Annotated in this window: 18 protein-coding genes and 4 tRNA genes; 8 read left to right on the top strand and 14 right to left on the bottom strand. The window is 63.3% G+C overall.

The features are described 5' to 3' along the window. Window positions 1–541 precede the first annotated feature (541 nt). Entirely contained in the window at window positions 542–1552 is a 1011-nt protein-coding gene (gene pgfA / locus CENDO_RS01770) for a cell envelope lipid trafficking protein PgfA (protein ID WP_136140503.1), read from the top strand. A 123-nt stretch (window positions 1553–1675) separates the two neighbouring features. On the opposite strand, the gene rplL is transcribed toward pgfA, so the two are convergent. Continuing rightward, window positions 1676–2062 (bottom strand): 50S ribosomal protein L7/L12, encoded by a 387-nt coding sequence (gene rplL, locus CENDO_RS01765; protein ID WP_136140502.1) that lies wholly within the window; start codon window positions 2060–2062, stop codon window positions 1676–1678. 92 nt (window positions 2063–2154) lie between these two features. Then, window positions 2155–2670, bottom strand: a complete 516-nt coding sequence (rplJ, locus tag CENDO_RS01760; protein WP_136140501.1) for a 50S ribosomal protein L10 — start codon at window positions 2668–2670, stop codon at window positions 2155–2157. 297 nt (window positions 2671–2967) lie between these two features. On the opposite strand from rplJ, the gene CENDO_RS01755 reads away from it, so the two are divergent. Further along, window positions 2968–4260, top strand: a complete 1293-nt coding sequence (locus CENDO_RS01755) for a cryptochrome/photolyase family protein (RefSeq protein ID WP_136140500.1) — start codon at window positions 2968–2970, stop codon at window positions 4258–4260. A gap of 104 nt (window positions 4261–4364) precedes the next feature. On the opposite strand, the gene rplA is transcribed toward CENDO_RS01755, so the two are convergent. The 7 genes from rplA to CENDO_RS01720 all read right to left on the bottom strand — a co-directional run bounded on the left by rplA (window position 4365) and on the right by CENDO_RS01720 (window position 7699). Beyond that, window positions 4365–5069, bottom strand: coding sequence for a 50S ribosomal protein L1 (gene rplA, locus CENDO_RS01750; protein WP_136140499.1), 705 nt, complete (start codon window positions 5067–5069; stop codon window positions 4365–4367). Between the two features lie 91 nt (window positions 5070–5160). Beyond that, window positions 5161–5607, bottom strand: coding sequence for a 50S ribosomal protein L11 (gene rplK / locus CENDO_RS01745; protein ID WP_136140498.1), 447 nt, complete (start codon window positions 5605–5607; stop codon window positions 5161–5163). 196 nt (window positions 5608–5803) lie between these two features. Next, the gene (gene nusG, locus CENDO_RS01740) at window positions 5804–6703 is read right to left on the bottom strand and encodes a transcription termination/antitermination protein NusG (protein WP_136140497.1); all 900 of its coding nucleotides are present in this window, start codon (window positions 6701–6703) and stop codon (window positions 5804–5806) included. A 108-nt stretch (window positions 6704–6811) separates the two neighbouring features. Continuing rightward, window positions 6812–7147, bottom strand: a complete 336-nt coding sequence (secE, locus tag CENDO_RS01735; RefSeq protein WP_136140496.1) for a preprotein translocase subunit SecE — start codon at window positions 7145–7147, stop codon at window positions 6812–6814. A gap of 185 nt (window positions 7148–7332) precedes the next feature. Continuing rightward, window positions 7333–7408: transfer RNA gene (locus CENDO_RS01730), tRNA-Trp, on the bottom strand. Window positions 7409–7518: 110 nt separating this feature from the next. Then, window positions 7519–7590, bottom strand: a tRNA-Met gene (locus tag CENDO_RS01725). A 36-nt stretch (window positions 7591–7626) separates the two neighbouring features. After that, window positions 7627–7699: transfer RNA gene (locus CENDO_RS01720), tRNA-Thr, on the bottom strand. A gap of 231 nt (window positions 7700–7930) precedes the next feature. On the opposite strand from CENDO_RS01720, the gene CENDO_RS01715 reads away from it, so the two are divergent. The 5 genes from CENDO_RS01715 (at window position 7931) to CENDO_RS01695 (ending at window position 13415) form a co-directional block, all read left to right on the top strand. Then, window positions 7931–8908, top strand: coding sequence for a sugar-binding transcriptional regulator (locus CENDO_RS01715; RefSeq protein ID WP_136142093.1), 978 nt, complete (start codon window positions 7931–7933; stop codon window positions 8906–8908). Window positions 8909–9070: 162 nt separating this feature from the next. Beyond that, complete coding sequence (gene deoD, locus CENDO_RS01710; RefSeq protein WP_136140495.1) at window positions 9071–9784, top strand: purine-nucleoside phosphorylase; 714 nt, start codon at window positions 9071–9073, stop codon at window positions 9782–9784. A gap of 39 nt (window positions 9785–9823) precedes the next feature. Further along, complete coding sequence (locus CENDO_RS01705) at window positions 9824–11173, top strand: MFS transporter (RefSeq protein ID WP_136140494.1); 1350 nt, start codon at window positions 9824–9826, stop codon at window positions 11171–11173. 11 nt (window positions 11174–11184) lie between these two features. After that, window positions 11185–11826, top strand: a complete 642-nt coding sequence (gene deoC / locus CENDO_RS01700) for a deoxyribose-phosphate aldolase (RefSeq protein ID WP_136140493.1) — start codon at window positions 11185–11187, stop codon at window positions 11824–11826. Continuing rightward, window positions 11826–13415: a phospho-sugar mutase gene (locus CENDO_RS01695; RefSeq protein WP_136140492.1), complete on the top strand. Its 1590-nt coding sequence runs from the start codon at window positions 11826–11828 to the stop codon at window positions 13413–13415. The genes deoC and CENDO_RS01695 overlap by 1 nt, the downstream gene beginning before the upstream one ends. Window positions 13416–13554: 139 nt before the next feature. Here the strand turns inward: CENDO_RS01695 and CENDO_RS01690 are convergent. Both CENDO_RS01690 and CENDO_RS01685 read right to left on the bottom strand, forming a co-directional pair. After that, window positions 13555–13636, bottom strand: a tRNA-Tyr gene (locus CENDO_RS01690). Window positions 13637–13710: 74 nt separating this feature from the next. Further along, window positions 13711–14712, bottom strand: a complete 1002-nt coding sequence (locus CENDO_RS01685) for a polyprenyl synthetase family protein (protein ID WP_136140491.1) — start codon at window positions 14710–14712, stop codon at window positions 13711–13713. Between the two features lie 110 nt (window positions 14713–14822). Here CENDO_RS01685 and CENDO_RS01680 point away from each other — a divergent pair, with 110 nt between their 5' ends. Further along, window positions 14823–16073, top strand: coding sequence for a geranylgeranyl reductase family protein (locus CENDO_RS01680; protein ID WP_136140490.1), 1251 nt, complete (start codon window positions 14823–14825; stop codon window positions 16071–16073). Here the strand turns inward: CENDO_RS01680 and CENDO_RS01675 are convergent. The 3 genes from CENDO_RS01675 to CENDO_RS01665 are packed head-to-tail and all read right to left on the bottom strand — an operon-like array spanning window position 16070 to window position 18349. Next, window positions 16070–16774, bottom strand: a complete 705-nt coding sequence (locus tag CENDO_RS01675; protein ID WP_281276134.1) for a demethylmenaquinone methyltransferase — start codon at window positions 16772–16774, stop codon at window positions 16070–16072. The two genes, CENDO_RS01680 and CENDO_RS01675, sit on opposite strands and share 4 nt — an antisense overlap. Then, complete coding sequence (locus tag CENDO_RS01670) at window positions 16767–17915, bottom strand: glycosyltransferase family 4 protein (protein ID WP_136140488.1); 1149 nt, start codon at window positions 17913–17915, stop codon at window positions 16767–16769. Before CENDO_RS01670 ends, CENDO_RS01675 begins: the two co-directional genes overlap by 8 nt. Window positions 17916–17920: 5 nt before the next feature. Further along, window positions 17921–18349, bottom strand: coding sequence for a DUF3592 domain-containing protein (locus CENDO_RS01665; protein ID WP_425456208.1), 429 nt, complete (start codon window positions 18347–18349; stop codon window positions 17921–17923). Window positions 18350–18387 lie beyond the last annotated feature (38 nt).

Below are 18387 nucleotides of genomic sequence, written 5' to 3'. Positions count from 1 at the left end.
CCTTGTCAAACTGGCTTTACCATCACCAATCTTGAAAGGCTAAATGTGCGTTGGCATCCGGGTTCCAGCGCAACGAAATAGCCTATACCAATTTGACAGCTTTGTAAAGAGCACCTATAGGCATTGCCCGCCTCTACGCAACGGGGCTCCCCCGCTCCCGCTTCGCGCCGGCCGCGCGGGTTTCACGCCGCGTTCAGCCCAGGGCTACTCCTAAATTTCTAACACTGCACACGCCCCGAGGGTAAATCGCCACCTCGTGGCGGATTTTAGGGGACCGCTTGGAAGCGGGAGTAACCAGGGGCCTGCCGCTTTTGCTACGGATGTTCGATCCAGGCCAGCAGGGAGCCTACACTCCCCCGGGTTTGACGCAACGAGCGACTCGCGGGCTAAAACCGCCAAGTCCGGATCCTTGCCCGGCCCCCGTATTGCCCGCGTGGAACCTTAAACCCCGCCGGCGCCGCTAGCAGCCGGCTAGCTTTTTGCCGCATCCGCCCGCGCGCATGGCGGGACTTGCGCGCGATGGGCTGTAGAATCACACATCATGCTGCCTAAGTCTCGAATCTTCTCCGCGCTGCTGGTAGGCCTTGGCCTTGCCCTGGTTGCCGCGGGCGTCATTGCCCCGCGCTTTTTGGACGCAAATTCCCGCATGCCGCTCGACTCCGGCACTACCACCTGGACCCTCGAGGATTCTGACGGCACCGCGCTGATCCACGACGAGGAGGGCACGCGACCCTACCAGGGGCCGCTGACATACCAGCTACATATGGCCGTTCAGGAGCCCTCCGGTAAAGACGTGGCCACCCTACGCATCGGTGAAACCACCGTGCGGGCGGGATCAGCGGATGAGGCCGCCCTAGCGGATGTGAACAACCTGGTCGGGGCGCAGGTCTGGACCTACTCCATCGACCGCGTCACCGGCGCGGCCGCCTCCCCGGCCAACATTAACCACACCATCGCCACCCCTGCGGCCGAGGCCCAGGTGCCGGGCTACTGGCTCAAATTCCCTGCGGACGCGGAGAAGACCAACTACCCGGTGTTCGACCCGTACATCCGAGACGCGGTGGACGCGGTATTCGAAGAGGAACTAGAAATCGACGGCCGCACCATCTACCGCTACCACCAGGCCGTGGAGCCCACCAACGTGGCCACGAAGTTCGCCGGCGCTTTCAACACCTCCCGCACCGAAACGGAAGGCGGGGATTCTGAGCAGACCTACCTCTACCACTCCGCCACCCGCGACTACTTCGTGGACCAAGCCACCGGCGCCCTGGTCGCCATGGAGGTCTCCATCGATGACTATTACGGAGACCGCGAGGGCAACCGCACTGAGGACGCCTTTATCTTTGAGGCCGCTACTTCCGACGAAGACCGCGCCGCCTTCATCGCCCAAGCCGCAGACCTGCCCGTGCCGGGCGCCCTGACCACCATCGGATGGGTCATGGTTGGCGCCGGCGCCCTCCTAACGCTCCTCGGTCTGGCCGGCGTATTTGGACTGTTCGGCCGCTCTTCCCATTCCGGCTCTCGCCGCGACCCCGCCGCGCAGACCCGCTAAGCAAGCAGGAAACGAGCAGGAAAACCAAACAACCCGGACCCCTTGCGGGAATCCGGGTTGTAAAAGCATTGTGAGCGCGACTCGCGAGGAGCGCGCTCACGCGGCTTAAAGGTTCAAGTTAGATTACTTGAGCTCTACGGAAGCGCCAGCCTCTTCGAGCTTAGCCTTTGCAGCCTCAGCGTCATCCTTGGATGCGCCCTCGATGATTGCCTTAGGAGCGGACTCAACGAGCTCCTTAGCTTCCTTCAGGCCCAGGCCGGAAACGAGCTCGCGGACAACCTTAATTACGCCAATCTTCTTTGCGCCAGCGTCGGTCAGGACAACGTCGAACTCGTCCTTCTCCTCAGCAGCAGGAGCGTCAGCGCCAGCAGCGCCTGGAGCGGCAACAGCAACTGGAGCAGCTGCGGTTACGTCGAATACCTCTTCGAACTCCTTAACGAACTCGGAGAGCTCGATGAGGGTCATTTCCTTGAAAGCTTCAATGAGCTCGTCCTTGGTGAGCTTAGCCATGATGGCCATCCTTTCTGTGTGTGGCGCCCCAACCTAGGCCGCCAGCAAAGTTGTTGAAATTTGTGGTGCGTTTCCCTTAAAGGGAAGCGACTTTAAGCTTCCTTCTTCTCTGCGAGTGCAGCGCCGAGGCGTGCAACCTGAGAAGCAGGGGCATTGAACAGGCCTGCGGCCTTTGCCAAGTTGCCCTTCATTGCGCCAGCCAGCTTTGCGAGGGTGGTCTCGCGGTTGTCCAGCTCTGCGATGGCCTGAACCTGAGCGGCATCGAGTGCGTTGCCGTCCATGTAGCCACCCTTGACGACGAACGCCTTGTTATCATCGGCGAACTTCTTCATGACCTTTGCAGCGTCAACTGCCTCGCCCTTGATGAAGGCGATAGCGGTTGGGCCGGTCAGGTACTCGTCAAGGCCTTCGATGCCAGCTTCGTTGGCAGCGATCTTGAAGAGGGTGTTCTTGGCGACGGAGTACTCCACGTCAAAGCCCAAGTTGTTGCGCAGTTCCTGCAGCTGAGCCACGGTCAGGCCGCGGTACTCGGTCAGGAATACGCTGGAGGATGCCTCCAGCTTCTCCTTCAGTTCTGCCAGTCCTGCAACGTTCTTTGGATTTGCCATGATTTACTCGCCTCCTTCCAAAACATCTCTTTTGTTTCCGCCGGGGCCCAATGCTGGCGCTTGGCCAACAAAAAAGCCCCGTGCAAGAGCACGAGGCGCACAAATCTCAATGGATAAGGTGCAACAAGCGTCTCCTGCGTGGGCTGTCTCTTGAGGAAAGAGAACCTTCGATCCGTAAAGGATAACCAACGGTCTTCGGTGAAACTTGAGCTCGACCCACCAGGGTCGTTCAAACTTCAGCTGGTTAATCTACCATCGCAATACCCACTTACCAAATTTGCGGCTACGGTGGTCTTCATGACTTCCATCATGTGGTTTCGCGATGACCTCCGCCTGCACGACAATCCCGCCCTGACCTGGGGCGCCGCCCAGGGCCCTCTGCTGGCGCTGGTGATCGATGAACCCGTCTATCCCGGCACTCGCCCGTTGGGCGCAGCAGCTAGCTGGTGGCGGGAGCGGTCCATCCGCGCCCTGGCTGGTGACCTGGCGGCGCGCGGCATCCCGCTGATCCGCCGCACCGGCAATCCCCACCAGGTTCTCTCCGAATTGGCCCCTACCGCCGTAGCCTGGACCCGCCGCTACCACAAGCCATTGCGGGAGGTGGACTCCCAATTAAAGGATCACTTTCCCGTCCGCTCTTTCCCCGGCCACACCATCACCGAACCCTGGGAGGTGCTGACTAAATCCGGGGAGCCATACAAGGTATTTACCCCGTACAGCAAGGCCGCACGCCTGCAGGTGCGCGACGATGAACCGCTGCCGGTGCCCGCTATGACTGGTGCCGGCACGCCCCCTCCCCCGCTGCCGGAGCCGGAACAACCGGCGTGGGCGTCCGGGTTTGACTGGATCCCCGGCGAGCGGGCCGCCCGCGCACGGGCCGGCGAGTTCCTTGAGGAGATCTCCGGCTATACCCGGGGCCGGGATTTTCCCGCCCGGCAGGCCACCTCCCGGTTATCGCCCCACCTGCGCTTCGGGGAGATTTCCGCCCGCGAGCTCTACCTTTCCGCGTTAGAATCCGGCAGCCCGGATGCCGCCAAGTTTTGTTCCGAACTCCTCTGGCGTGACTTCGCCTGGCACCGGCTTTATCACCTCCCCGATATGGCAATAAGGAACGTGCGAACACAATTCGATCATTTCGATTGGGAGGACGAGGAGGACTCGGACGCGTTACGCGCGTGGCAGCGCGGCGAGACCGGCATACCGCTCGTGGATGCCGGCATGAAGGAATTGTGGGCCACCGGTTACATGCACAACCGGGTGCGTATGGTCGCGGGCAGTTTCCTAACTAAGAACCTAGGCATCCACTGGCGGCGCGGCGAGCAGTGGTTCTGGGACACCTTAGTGGACGCAGACCCCGCGTCCAACCCCTTCGGCTGGCAGTGGGTGGCCGGATCCGGCGACGACGCCGCGCCGTTTTTCCGCATATTCAACCCAATAACGCAGCAGGAACGCTTCGACCCGGACGGTGAATACATCGCCCGTTGGTCCCCCGAATCCCTCACCCCGCTGGGGCCCGAACCCATCGTTGATCTGAAGGAATCCCGCCAGGCCGCCCTTGAGGCATACTCTGAAATCAAGGCACTCAAATAGTCCCGCACACATGTAAAACTAAAAATCCTCCCCCGGCATCGCCGGAGGAGGCAACTTAGTTAAGCTATCAGCTTAACGGTGAATCCGCGCGGATCCATCCGGATTTACTCCGCGTAACCCTTCTGAACGGAAGCATCGACTGGGATGCCTGGGCCAGAGGTGGTGGAGATGGTGACCTTCTTCAGGTAAACACCCTTAGCGGAAGCAGGCTTGATACGCAGCAGCTCGTCGAGCAGGGCACCGTAGTTCTCGGCCAGCTTCTCGGCGTCGAAGGAAGCCTTGCCGATGATTGCGTGCAGGTTGGAAGCCTTGTCAACGCGGAAGGAGATCTTGCCGCCCTTAACCTCAGAGATTGCCTTGGCAACATCCGCGGTAACGGTGCCGGTCTTAGGGTTAGGCATCAGGCCACGTGGGCCCAGGACGCGAGCAACGCGGCCAACCTTAGCCATCTGGTCCGGGGTAGCAATAGCTACGTCGAAGTTGATGTTGCCTGCGTTGATCTCCTCGATCAGCTTCTCGGTGCCAACGATGTCAGCGCCAGCCTCCTCAGCAGCGGTTGCCTTCTCGCCCTCGGCGAATACCGCGACGCGGACGTCCTTACCGGTGCCGTTAGGCAGGGATACGGTGCCGCGAACCAGCTGATCAGCCTTGCGTGGGTCAACGCCCAGGCGGATAGCCACGTCAACGGTAGCGTCGAAGTTCTTGGAGGAGGTCTCCTTGGCCAGCTTTGCGGCCTCGAGCGGGCGGTACAGGCGGGACTTGTCAACCAGCTCGGCGGCGGCCTTGTAAGCCTTGGACTTGGTGCTCATTTAAGCAATTCCTTTTCTTGGATTGGTGTGGTCTCATGCGGGCCGAAGCGGGCCCTACCACAGGTGATGTATATATCGGCGGGGCGGCTAATTACTTAGCCGGAATGCCCTCTACCTCGATGCCCATGGAGCGAGCGGTGCCGGCGATGATGCGTGCACCGTTCTCAACGTCACGAGCGTTGAGGTCCTCAAACTTGGTCTGAGCAATCTCCTTGCACTGCTCGAAGGTGACCTTGCCAACCTTGTCAGTGTGAGGAACGCCGGAGCCCTTGGAGATGCCAGCGGCCTTGAGCAGCAGCTTGGCAGCGGGTGGGGTCTTCAGCTTGAAATCGAAGGAGCGGTCCTCGTAGACGGTGATTTCAACAGGAACCACGTTGCCACGCTGGGACTCGGTTGCGGCGTTGTAAGCCTTGCAGAATTCCATGATGTTAACGCCATGGGCGCCCAGTGCTGGGCCAACTGGAGGAGCCGGGTTAGCGGCGCCAGCCTCGATCTGCAGCTTGATGAAGCCGGAAACCTTCTTCTTCTTCGGAGCCATCGAATTACCTCAATTCCTTGTTACCGGTGCGCCGCCACGATGAAATAACTGCGCCCGTCCGGATGCCAGAATTTACCCTAGCCACCGGGGATTTACGTTGGTTATGCACGCAAAAGCGCACGGCGGATTAGTTTAGTCCACCGTGCGCCTTTAACACAACTCGCGCGGGCCGCTTGAGCTGTGTCAATGGGTTCGGTTAGTTGATGCGCTCAATCTCGGTTGGGGAAAGCTCAACCGGGGTCTCGCGGCCGAAGATAGAGACCAGACCCTGCATCTTGCCGGTCTCCGGGTCGATCTCGGAAATCGTGGCGGACACGGAGGCCAGTGGGCCGGAGAGGATGGTGACCGCCTCGCCTACCTGGTAGTCGTGGTTAAACTGCTTTGCCTGTGGCTCGTCAGGCAGAGCAACGACCTGCTCGCCCTCGGCCGCGACCGCCGCCGCTTCGCCGGCCGTGGCGGCACCTTCCTTAGGCATGAGGAACTTGGCCACGTCGCGAATCTTGACCGGGGTGGCGTTGCCCTCGTTGCCCACAAAGGACGTCACGCCCGGGGTGTCACGCACCACGGACCACGCGGCGTCATTGATGTCCATGCGCACAAGCACGTAGCCGGGAAGCAGCTTGCGCTTAACGATCTTCTTCTTGCCGTCCTTGACCTCCACGGCCTGCTCCACCGGGACAACCACGTCGAAGATGGAGTCCTCCACCTCGAGGGTCTGCGCGCGCATGTCCAGGTTCGCCTTCACCTTGTTCTCGTAGCCGGAGTAGCACTGAATGATGTACCACTTGCCGGGCAGATTCTTCAGCTCGCGGGTGAACTTGCGCAGGCGGGAGCGGTACTCGGCGTCCTCGTCGGATTCCTCCGGCGCGGCGGCAGGCTCAGCGGCCTCTGCAGGCTGGGCGGCCTCCCCCTCCGACGCCGCCTCGTCGGCAGACTCCGCCTCCCGGGCCCGTTCGGCCTTGGCGGCCTCAGACGCCTCGGTGGCCTCCGCTACGTCCGCGGCGAAGGAATCAGCGGCGGCCTCGTTAGCGGAATCCTGCACGGACTCGACCAACGCATCTCCTAGGGAATTGTTGAGGTTGTTGTCATCACTCATGTCGTGGCTCCATATCTGCGCGGGGCGCGGGTAAAAAATTATCCCGCCGTCACCTGGGTTTTTAACCTGCGGTAACTGCGGGATGAAATGTTATTGTGTGTAAGTCTACTAGCGGACTAGCGCCCACTCAACTCCGAGGCCGGTTAGCGTGTCCACGCCCCAGACCAGCAGGGTCAAGACGATCAGGAAGAGGAAGGTCACTGCGGTGTACTGGACCATTTCCTTGGCGGTGGGCCACACCACCTTCTTCATCTCGGAGGCCACCTCGGGGATGAAGGTGGCGGGCGAGCTCTTCTTTTCCCCGTCGGCGTCCTTGTTATCGTCAACGCGGACTACGCGGCGCTGTTCGTAGGCGGTGGAGGACGTGGTCGAGGCACCCGTCAGCTGACGCTTACCGGTGGGGCGGATGGCGCCCTGCTGCTCCGGCCTCTTGTCATCGCTCACAGCGCTTCTCCTCTTGCAGTAGAAAGATCTTAGGGTTTTGCGGCACGCGAAGTCCGCGCCCGCAAAAGTCTATAGCCCTGCCAACACTACCAAAGCGGCAAGCACTGACAAAAGCGCACCGGCCGTATCGCGGGGCTGGGATGCGAAAAGGCCCAGCCACCGGGTGGTAACTGGGCCATTTTCCTTGGCAGGGGCGACAGGACTCGAACCTGCAACCTACGGTTTTGGAGACCGTTGCGCTACCAATTGCGCCACGCCCCTACGCGCACACAGGTGTGTCACGCGGGAATTGTCTTGAAGACAACGCTCACCCTACCAGAGGGGAACCGGTAATAAAAAAGCGCCCATTAAAGGGCGCCTTTCGTTCCCTGTAGCGATGGCGAGAATTGAACTCGCGACACAGCGATTATGAGTCGCTTGCTCTACCACTGAGCTACACCGCCTTAACGGCCGCTCCTGACAGGGTCAGAAACGAACAGAGCCCCCTGACAGAATCGAACTGTCGACCTTTTCCTTACCATGGAAACGCTCTGCCGACTGAGCTAAGGGGGCTTAGCCTCTAGATTGCGTCTCGCTTTTCGCTTGCCGCTCTCTGTTGAAGCCTTGAAAAGATTAACCCACAACGCTTACTTTACACAAATCGCCAGCTAGTGCCGCAAAAATAGGGCACCGTTAATGCTCATTTAAGCCCCTTGTTAGCCCCGCTTCCAATGACCTTGCGGCGGCGTGCAAGAATAAAGACATAACCCGTCCCGGAATCAATGGAAAGCAGGTTTGACCAGCATGGTAAGCCCGGTAAGCCCGGAAGGCGCAGCAAGCCCCGGCGGCAACCTTGACGCACGGGACGTGCACGCCATTGACGCCGCCAAGTTTTACTACCTGGGCGGGATGTCCCAGGCGGAGGTCGCCGCAAAGCTGGGTGTTTCCCGCCCCACGGTCTCCAAGCTGCTGACCCACGCCCGCGAATCCGGGTTTGTCACCATCTCCTTACACGATCCCCGCGAGCAGGCGAGCGAGCTGATAGGAAAGCTCAAGCGGGCCTTCGGGCTGCGGGAGGTTCACGTGGTGCGCCCCCCGGGGGATGACATGCTACTTAAGGAACTGGGTCGCGCCGGCGCGCAGCTGCTCGAAAGGCTGGTGGGCGATGACGTGTCCCTCGGCGTGTCCTGGGGCGAGACCATGGCCGCGGTGGCGGATCACCTGCGCCCGCAGCCGCGGGTGGGCGTGCAGGTGGTCCAGCTCAAGGGCGGGCATTCCCATTCGGAGCGCTCGACGAAGGACATAGAGACGCTGTCCGGGTTTGCCCACGCCTTTGACGCGGAGATGCGCATGTTGCCGCTGCCGGTGATTTTCGATTCCACGGAAGCAAAGGAGTGGGTGGTCCAGGACCGCCACATCGCGCACATGCTGGAGCTGGGCGCGACCGTGGACATCGCGGCGTTTACCGTGGGCTCGGCGACGCGCGAATCGCTGGCGCTCAACCTGGGTTACCTCACGCCGGGGGAGACTAATAGCCTGCTCGAGCGCGCCGTGGGCGATGTCTGCTCCCGCTTTTTCGCCTCCGACGGCTCCCCCGCCAGCCCCTCCATCGATGCCCGCACCGTGGGCATCACCCTAGAGGATCTTGCCGCCCGGCCCGTGCGCGTGCTGATCGCGGGCGGTGCGGCCAAGGCGGACGCGATCCGCACCGCATTGACTATGAACTTGGCCACTCACCTGGTCATCGACCACGAGACCGCGCAACGGGTTATGTCCAGCTAGAAGCCCCGACGGGGATGGGGCTTGGCGCAGGTCACCTTTCATGGGGTTGAGCACCGGCACAAATGTAATGTCACTGTATTGACAAAAGTTCCGGGAGCTCCTTAGATTGAGGTTATTACCAGTTTAAATCGATTTCATCGCTCACTTTGGAGGCTGACTGACATGACCACCAACACCCCGCACATCAACCCAAACGGCGTTGAGATTGCGCCCACCGTCCTGCTGCCCGGCGACCCGCTGCGCGCCAAGTTCATCGCGGAAACCTACCTCGACAACGTCAAGCAGTTCAACGAGGTCCGCAACATGTTCGGTTTCACCGGCGAGTTCAACGGCACGCCGGTCTCCGTCATGGGCTCCGGCATGGGCATGCCATCCATCGGCATCTACTCTTCGGAGCTCATCAAGTTCTACGACGTAAAGAAGGTCATCCGCGTTGGCTCCTGCGGCGCGATGCAAAAGCACGTCAACCTCTATGACGTCATCATCGGCGTCTCCGCGTCCCACGACTCCAACTTCATGAGCCAGTACAACCTGCCTGGCACCTGGGCCCCAACCGCCTCCTGGAAGCTGACCGCCGCCGCCATCGCCGAGGCCGAGAAGCAGGGCGCAAACTACCACGTGGGCAACATCTTGAGCTCTGACATCTTCTACAACGAGGATGACACCGTCAACGACCGCTGGGCATCCATGGGCGTACTGGGCGTGGAAATGGAATCCGCCGCGCTCTACGCTATCGCCGCCCGCCACGGCGTCGACGCCCTGGGCATCTTCACCGCGTCCGACAACCTGATCACCGGCGAGCGCACCACCGCCGCCGAGCGCCAGACCGCGTTTACCTCCATGATGGAAATCGCCCTCCCGCTGGCGGCCATCTAGCCAACAATCCTTCACTGAAACTTCAGAAAGATTCTGACCATGTCTACTCTCAAAGGTGCCGCGCTGAATCCAAAGCGCGCCGTGCCAGTGCTGCTGTTTGTCTTTGTCTTTGCACTGGTCATCGATAACGGTTTCAAGACCATGACCATGCCTATGGCGGAGGGCCTGGGCATCCCGGATAACACGGCTTCCCTGCAGGCCTCCCTGGCCGGCGTGATCATCGGCATCGGCGCCGTTGTGTACGCGGCGCTCGCCGATTCCATCTCCATCCGCAAGCTCATGCTCACCGGCGTCATCCTGGTCATTGTGGGCTCCGTCATGGGCTTCGTATTCTCCGGCTCTTGGCCGCTGGTTCTCACCGCGCGCCTCATCCAGACCACCGGCCTGGCCGCCGCTGAGACCCTCTACGTCATCTACGTCACCAAGCACTTGAGCGAAAAGGACCAGAAGACCTACCTGGGCTTCTCCACCGCCGCCTTCCAGGCCGGCCTGCTCATCGGCGCGCTGACCTCCGGTTTCGTCTCCACCTACATCTCCTGGACCGCGATGTTCCTCATCCCGCTGATCCTGGTGCTGACGGTTCCTGCCATCTACAAGATGATCCCAGAGGACGAGGCCGTTGAGGGCCACCTGGACGTCATGGGCCTGTTCCTCATCGCGGTGTTCGCCACCTCCCTGACCATGTTCATGCAGCGGTTCAACTGGCTGTGGCTCATCCCGGCCATCCTGGGCCTCATCGCTTTTATCTGGCACGTCAAGGCCGCTAAGCAGCCACTGGTCAAGCCGGAATTTTTCACCAACGGCCGCTACGTATGGACCCTGGCATTCGTCTTCCTGGTCTACTCCACCCAGATGGGCTACATCTCCCTGCTTCCATACGCGGCTAACGAGCTCCACGGCATGTCCATTGACCAGGCATCCCTGCTGATGATCCCGGGCTACACCTGCGCCATCCTGGTGGGCGTGTCCTCCGGCAAGATCGGCCAGTTCATGTCCTCCCGCACCACCGTCTACACCGGCGGCGCCATGATTGCCGCATCCCTGGTCATCGCCGCGCTATTCGTACAGGTTCACGTAGCGGTCCTGGCCGTAACCATCGTCGCCTTCGCGTCCGGCTTCGCGCTCATGTATGCACCGCTGGTCAACACCGCGCTGAGCTACATCACCGCCGCTAAGTCCGGCATCGCCATTGGTTTCTACAACCTGACCATCAACATCGCCATCCCGCTGGGCATCGCGTACACCTTCAAGCTGTTGGATGTAACCTCCGGCTTCAACACCACGCTGTGGATCCTGGCAGCCGTCGCCATCGTTGGCCTTGTCATCTACGTCGTAACTGACCAGGCCATGGCGAAGAATGAGTCCGCAGACGTTGCGGCTAACCAATAAGGAAGATTTTCATGCGAGACAAGATCGCCAAGCTCATCGACCACACTCTGCTCAAGCCAGAGTCCACCCCGGCTGACGTCAAGGCCCTTATCGAGGATGCATCCCGCCTGGGCACGTTCTCCGTCTGCGTCTCCCCATCCCAGCTGCCCGTCGAGGTCCCGGAAGGACTCAAGGTTGCCACCGTGGTGGGTTTCCCATCCGGCGCCGTGAAGTCCTCCATCAAGGCCGCCGAGGCCGCCCAGGCCGTCAAGGATGGCGCTGACGAGGTGGACATGGTCATCAACATCGCGTTCGCCAAGGATCACGAGTGGGACGCGCTGGAGGCCGATATCAAGGCCGTGCGCGATGCCATTCCTGGCACGCTGCTGAAGGTCATCATCGAATCCGCCGCTTTGACCGACGAGGAAATCGTCCACGCCTGCCGCGCCTCCGAGGCCGCCGGCGCAGACTACGTTAAGACCTCCACCGGTTTCCACCCCGCTGGCGGCGCGTCCGTAGAGGCTGTGAAGCTCATGCGCGAGACCGTGGGTGACCGCTTGGGCGTGAAGGCCTCCGGTGGCATCCGCACCGGCGAAGCGGCCGTTGCCATGGTTGAGGCCGGCGCCTCCCGCCTGGGCCTGTCCGCCTCCGAGCAGATTCTTGGTGAGCTTTAATGGCTGACCTCGACTACGCCCGCACCTGGGCAGAACACGACCCGGATCCATCGACCGCCCAGCAGGTCCTGTCCTGGATCGAGGCCGGGGACCACGAAGCCCTGGACGCCGCCTTCGCCGGCCCGCTCGCCTTCGGCACCGCCGGCCTGCGCGCCGCGGTGGGAGCCGGTGAGTCCCGCATGAACCGCGCCGTGGTCATCCGCACCACCCACGGGCTCGTGACCTGGCTTAAGGGCCAGGTCAGCCAGCCGGTCGTAGTGATTGGTTGCGATGCCCGCCACGGTTCCGCCGAATTTCAGCGCGACGCCGCCGAGGTCATCTCCGCCGCCGGCGGCAAGGCCCTGGTCTTGCCGGCCAAGAACCCAACCCCGCTGACCGCCTTCACCGTCAAGGCACTCGGCGCTGACTGCGGCATCATGGTCACCGCCTCCCACAACCCTCCGGCCGACAACGGCTACAAGGTCTACCTCGGCGGCCGCGTGGCCACCGGCGACGCTGAGGGCGTGCAGCTGGTCTCCCCCGCCGACGCCGAAATCGCCGAGGCCATCGCCGCCGCCCCATTCGCCGATGAGGTCCCGCGCGATGACGCCAACATCAGCAACGTGGACACCCGCGCGGATTACCTGAAGCGCGCGCTCACTCTCGCCGGCGGAACGGCCGAGGAGCGCGGCAACCTGACGGTGGCGCTGACGGCGATGCATGGCGTGGGCGCCGCCCTGGGCGAGGAACTGCTCACTAGCGCCGGCTTCAAGGTCTCCCTGGTGCCCGAACAGGCCCAGCCTGACCCGGACTTCCCCACCGTATCCTTCCCTAATCCGGAAGAGGACGGCGCCTTGGACTTGGGCAAGGCCCACGCCGAGAAGATCGGCGCGGACATCCTCGTCGCCTATGACCCGGATGCGGACCGCTGCGCGGTTGCCGTCCCGTCCGCCGACGGCTGGACCCAGCTCTCCGGCGATGAGACCGGCGCGCTGCTTGGCGACTACCTCGCGCGGCGCAGCCAGGCCGGCGAGGCCCCCAAGGGCAGGTTCGCCAACTCGCTGGTTTCCTCCCGCCTGCTCAGCCGCATCGCGGCCCACTACGGCCTGCCGCACGCCGAGACGCTGACCGGTTTCAAGTGGATCGCCCGCACCGAGGATCTTTCCTTCGGCTACGAGGAGGCCATCGGTTTTTGCTGCGATCCCGCCGCGGTGCGCGACAAGGACGGCATTGGCACGTCCGTCGTGTTGGCCTCCCTGGCTGCGGAACTCAAGGCGGAGGGCAAGACCCTAACTGACCGCCTGGAGGACATCTACGCCACCGTGGGCCACCTCTACACCGCCCCGCTGACGTTCCGCGTAGAGGACCTGTCCCTGATTGCTAAGGGCATGGAGAAGGTCAGCCAGGAGCCCCCAACGGAGCTGGCCGGTTCCCCCATCGCGGAGACCGACCCGTTCGCCCAGGGCTCGATCTTCTTCACCGAGGCCGATGACCGCGTCATCGTCCGCCCGTCCGGCACCGAGCCAAAGCTCAAGTGCTACCTGGAATCCCCAGACCCGGCACGCCTGCCGCTGATTACGGAGGACCTGCGCGCCTACTTCGGCATGTAACCACTCCGCGTAATCCACCCAGCCCCGGAAAGCACCCGCTCTCCGGGGCTTTTTACGTTGCCCCACCGATGCGGGCTCGTCCGCATACGAGTAAACCCCGCAGCGGCCGATTGTCTCAGCTGCTACGGGGCTTTATCCGTGCTAGGTAGAAGATTCGAACTTCTGAAGGCAATGCCGGCGGATTTACAGTCCGCTCCCTTTGGCCGCTCGGGCAACCTAGCATGCACTGTGTGGTGCGGTTAGATACTTTACCTAAGCCCTCAACCGGCGCCAAATCGCCAGGCCAGGAAGCATTTTAGCCGACGCGCTTGAACGTATAGTCCGCTAGATGCCGCAGGGCCGAGGCCGCCGGAATATCGGGCAGGCCATCCAGCTCGCGCTCCACCACGTCCAGGTAGCCGCGCACGGCCTCCAGGGCCCTGCGACGCCCGCCGGAGCGCCCCAGCAACTCCAGGGCGCGCTCAACGGACTCATCGTCGTTGAGGGGCCCCGTGAGCAGCCCACGCAGCTCGTCTCCCACCGCGCCCTCTTCCTCGAGAGCGTAGAGCACGGGAAGCGTGAATACTCCCTCACGCAGATCGGTTCCCGGGGTCTTTCCGGAGTCCGCGGCGTTCGAGTAAATGTCAATAACGTCATCGACGATCTGGAAAATCATGCCCACCGCGGCGCCGATGCGCTTGAGGGCCTGGCAGGTCTCCTCGGACGCGCCGGCGTGGTAGGCGCCCAAGTATGCCGCGGACGCGATCAGCACGGCCGTCTTTTCCTCGATGACCTGGAGGTAGTGTTCCACCGCGTTGGCCTCGCCGGCGCCGATGGTCTCGCGCATCTGCCCGGTCACCAGCATCTCGAACGTATCCGCGAAGTGCGCCATGGTGTGCGTATCCAGCTGGCTCATCAGGCGGGAGGCGTGCGCGAGCAGCGCGTCACCGGCCAGGATCGCCACGGAGTTGTTCCAGCGCGAATTGGCCGATTCGACCCCGCGGCGGCGCTCGGCCTCATCCATCACATCATCGTGGTACAGGGTGGCCACGTGCACCATTTCCACCGAGGTTGCCGCCTTGACCACGCGCTCGGATCCGGGCCGTTGGCCAAACTCGGACGCCAGCAGGGACATGACTGGGCGGAAGCGCTTACCGCCCGCCTCCGCAAGGTGTAACGCTTTTTCAATCACAAAGTCGTGCCCGCGGTCGATCTCCGCGCGCAGCAGCGTCTCAACGGCCCCGAGGCCCGCGGCGACGCGCTCGGTCAGTTGCTGGTCTCCCAGGTCCAGACCGGACGTTGTGTGGCCGTTGCTCATGTTAGTGGCGTCCTTGAAGTGCTTCAGTGGATAGGTTAATCCCTTATACCGTAGTCCAAAGTCCCCGTCTAAACACACTTAACCCATCCCCCCGTGAAACAATGGCGGGTATGCCTAAGCTTTTTGATGTTGCCGTAGTGGGTGCCGGCCCCGCCGGGGCGGCCGCCGCGATCCATGCCGCGCGCGCCGGTCATGAGGTCTTATTGCTGGATGCGGCCACGTTCCCCCGCGATAAAACCTGTGGCGATGGCCTGACCCCGCGCGCCATGCATCAGCTGGATTTGCTGGGCGTTGAGGTCAACCCCAGCTACCGCAACCGCGGCTTGAAGCTCCACGGGTATGGCGGGTCCGTCACCGCGCCGTGGCCACAGTCTTACCCATCCTCCGTGGGCTCCGCCCTTCCGCGCTCTCAGTTCGACGCCGCCCTCGTCACCGCCGCCACCACCGCCGGCGCCGTGTTAGAACAAGGCACCGCTACGGATCCCGTCGTCGAAGACGGGCGCTTGGTCTCCTTCCGCGTCAGCGGTTCCGTAGACGCCGAGGTAAAGGCCGCATGGGTGATAGTTGCGGACGGCGTGCGTTCCACCTTCGGCAAGCAGTTGGGCCGGACGTGGCACAAGGGGGAGGTCTATGGCATCGCCGCACGAAGCTACGCGGACTCGGAAAAGGCCGGCGAGCCCTGGATGCACTCCCACGTTGAGCTTAAGGACGAGGCCGGGGCGGTGCAGCCCGGCTACGGCTGGATTTTCCCGCTGGGCGAGCGGCTCGGCCAGGTAAACATCGGGCTGGGCGCGCTGAGCACGCACGCAAGGCCGGCGAAAATTAATACCAAGAAGCTGCTGCAGCATTACGCCGCCACGCAGCGCAGCGAGTGGGGCCTGGGCGAGCTTCGCGATGTGGCCTCCGCCCTGCTGCCGATGGGCGGCGCCGTGTCGCATGTGGCTGGCCGGAACTGGGCGCTGATTGGAGACGCGGCGGCGTGCGTCAACCCGCTCAACGGCGAGGGCATCGACTACGGCCTGGAGACCGCCGCGATGGCGGTGTCGATGCTGGGCGAGCCGCTGGGGCGGGACGGGCTAACCCACGAGTGGCCGCAGCGGCTGCGCGCGGAGTACGGCGAGGCCTTCGTGCTCGCGCGCACCCTGGCCCGGGCGCTGACGTACCCACAGTTCCTGCCGGTGGCGGGCCCGCTGGGGCTGCGCGGGCCGGTGGGCGCCAAGCTGATGCCGGCGGCGGCGCGCCTGATGGGCAACCTGGTCACGGACGAGGATAAAGACTTACTGGCCCGCGTCTGGCGGCTGGCCGGCCGCGGCGCGTTTGACCTGCGCGTGGCGCACCAGCGCGCCCCATTGTGGGATTAATCCTCGAGGGGTTTGGTGGCGGAATGCAACGCCACGATGCCAAAGGTGAGGTTCTGCCAGCCCGCCCCGGCCCAGCCGTTGCGGTTGATGGCGGCGGCCAACTCCTCCTGGTCCGGCCAGGCGCGGATGGACTCCGCGAGGTAGACGTAGGCGTCCGGGTTGGAGGAAACCAGCCGGGCCACCGGCGGGAGCAGGCGCGTGAGGTATTCCTTGTAGACGGTGCCGAATACGGGGACCACGGGCTTGGAGAACTCTGCCACCGCCAGGCGGCCGCCCGGTTTGGTGACGCGGGCCATCTCCCGCAGGCCCAGCTCGAAATCGTGGATGTTGCGCAGGCCGTAGGAGATGGTCACCGCGTCGAAGGTGTTGTCCGGAAACGGTAGCTTCATACCGTCACCGGCAACTTTAGGCACGTCGCGCTCGCGCCCGGCGGCTAGCATGCCGCGGGAAAAATCACACGCCACGCACCACGCGCCGGATTTCGCCAGCTCCACGGTGGATACTGCCGTGCCGGCCGCTAGGTCTAGAACCTTCTCCCCCGGCTTGAGGTTGAGGCGCTTGCGGGTGCTCTCACGCCACTTCTTGTCCTGGCCGAAGCTTAGGACCGTATTGGCGAGGTCATACTTTTCACCCACCGCGTCAAACATGGACGCTACGTCAAACGGTTTCTTGTCGAGGTTTGCTCTTGTACCTTTAGCCACGTCGAACCAGTTTAGGCGAGCGCGCGCGGATTGCGCCATTGCGTGCCGCAATCGCCTCGGCGTAGTAGCCCACTATCTGTTCGCCAAGGGCTCGCCACGTCTTTCCCAGCACGCATTCGCGCGCGGCGGCCCCATCCAGGCGCAGGCAGCGGTCCACGGCGCCGGGCAACTCCTCATAGAACGTGTCCACGGCCAGCAGCTCGCCGTTGATGCCGGGCGTGATGAGATCCAGCGGCCCGCCGGCCGCGGGGCCGATAGTGGGCACCCCGGATGCCTGGGCCTCCTGGATGGCCTGGCAGAAGGTCTCAAACTCGCCGGGGTGGACGAAGAGATCGAAACTGGCATAAGCCGCGGCGAGTTCCTCACCGCCGAGCTGGCCGGTAAAGCGCGCCCCCGGCAGCTGCCCCTGGAGCAGCGGGCGCTCCGGGCCGTCCCCCACTATTACCAGGCGCAGGTCCTCACGGTCATTTAGCGCCGCCAGGCGGTGGACGCCCTTTTCCGCGGCCAGGCGCCCCACGAAACCCACGACCTTCTGCCCCGGCCGCACGCCCCAGGACCGGCGCAGGGACTCGGAGCGTTTGGCTGGCTGGAAGCGCTCGGCGTCCACGCCGCGCCCCCACCGCCGCACGTTGACAATGCCGTGCGCCCCCAGCTCCGCGATGGTGGGCGTGGACGGCGCCAGCGTGAGCGCGGCGGAATTGTGAATCGTGCGCAGCCACTCCCACGTGGCCGCCACCAGGGGGCTGAGTGAATACTTGGTGGCGAATCCCGCCACGTCCGTCTGGTAGACCGCGACGGTGGGAACGCGCAGAGCCTTGGCCGCGAACGCCCCCGCGGCGCCCAGCACGAACGGGCTGGCCAGGTGGACCACGTCCGGCACAAAGGCCCGCAATTCGCGCGCCACCGCCACGGTGGGCACGCCCACCGGGAAGGAATCGATTCCAGGTACGCGCACCGTGGGCACGCGGCGCACGGGAAAGCCCGCGTAGCTAGCGATCTCTTCCTGCCCGGGCCGGGCTCCCGGCGCGATGACCAGGGCCTTATGCCCGTCCGCCGCCAGGTGCTCTAGGACCCTTTGGACGGAGCCGGTGACTCCATTGACGTGTGGGAGGAACGATTCTGTAACTATTGCTACACGCATGGGCCTTACTGTGCTTCTTTAACGTCACGGTCAGGTGAATCTGGGCCTAATTCTGGGTTAATCCTGGTCCCCGCGGGTTCGGCGCGGCGCCCGGCGGCGCCCACCGCCCACCAGAGACCGGCCGCCACCACGCTGGCTACTGCCGCAGAGGAGAGGGCGGGGATGACTGCCAGGGTCCACTCGCGCCCCTCGACCTTGACGAGTTCCGGGTTGCCGCGGTCGTAGAGGACCCAGACGCGTTGGCCCTCGCCCAGGCCGGTGGGATACAGCAGCCCGGCGGCGGGCGTGTGGAGGACTCCCTGCTCATCGGTGTAATCAACGGTGGTGCGCAGCGTGGATACGTCACGGACGGTAGCCAACGCCCGGCCGGGGTTCGCCTCGATGGTGCGGTCATTGAGGAACGGGCCGATGACCATAGCCGCCATCCCCAGCATCACCAGCGCGTAGAGGATGAGGATGAGCTGGTGGAGGC

The organism is Corynebacterium endometrii, assembly GCF_004795735.1.
Taxonomy (GTDB): Bacteria; Actinomycetota; Actinomycetes; order Mycobacteriales; family Mycobacteriaceae; genus Corynebacterium; species Corynebacterium endometrii.
The sequence above is the reverse complement of the archived record's forward strand: the minus strand, read 5'-3'. Positions and strand labels throughout refer to the sequence as shown.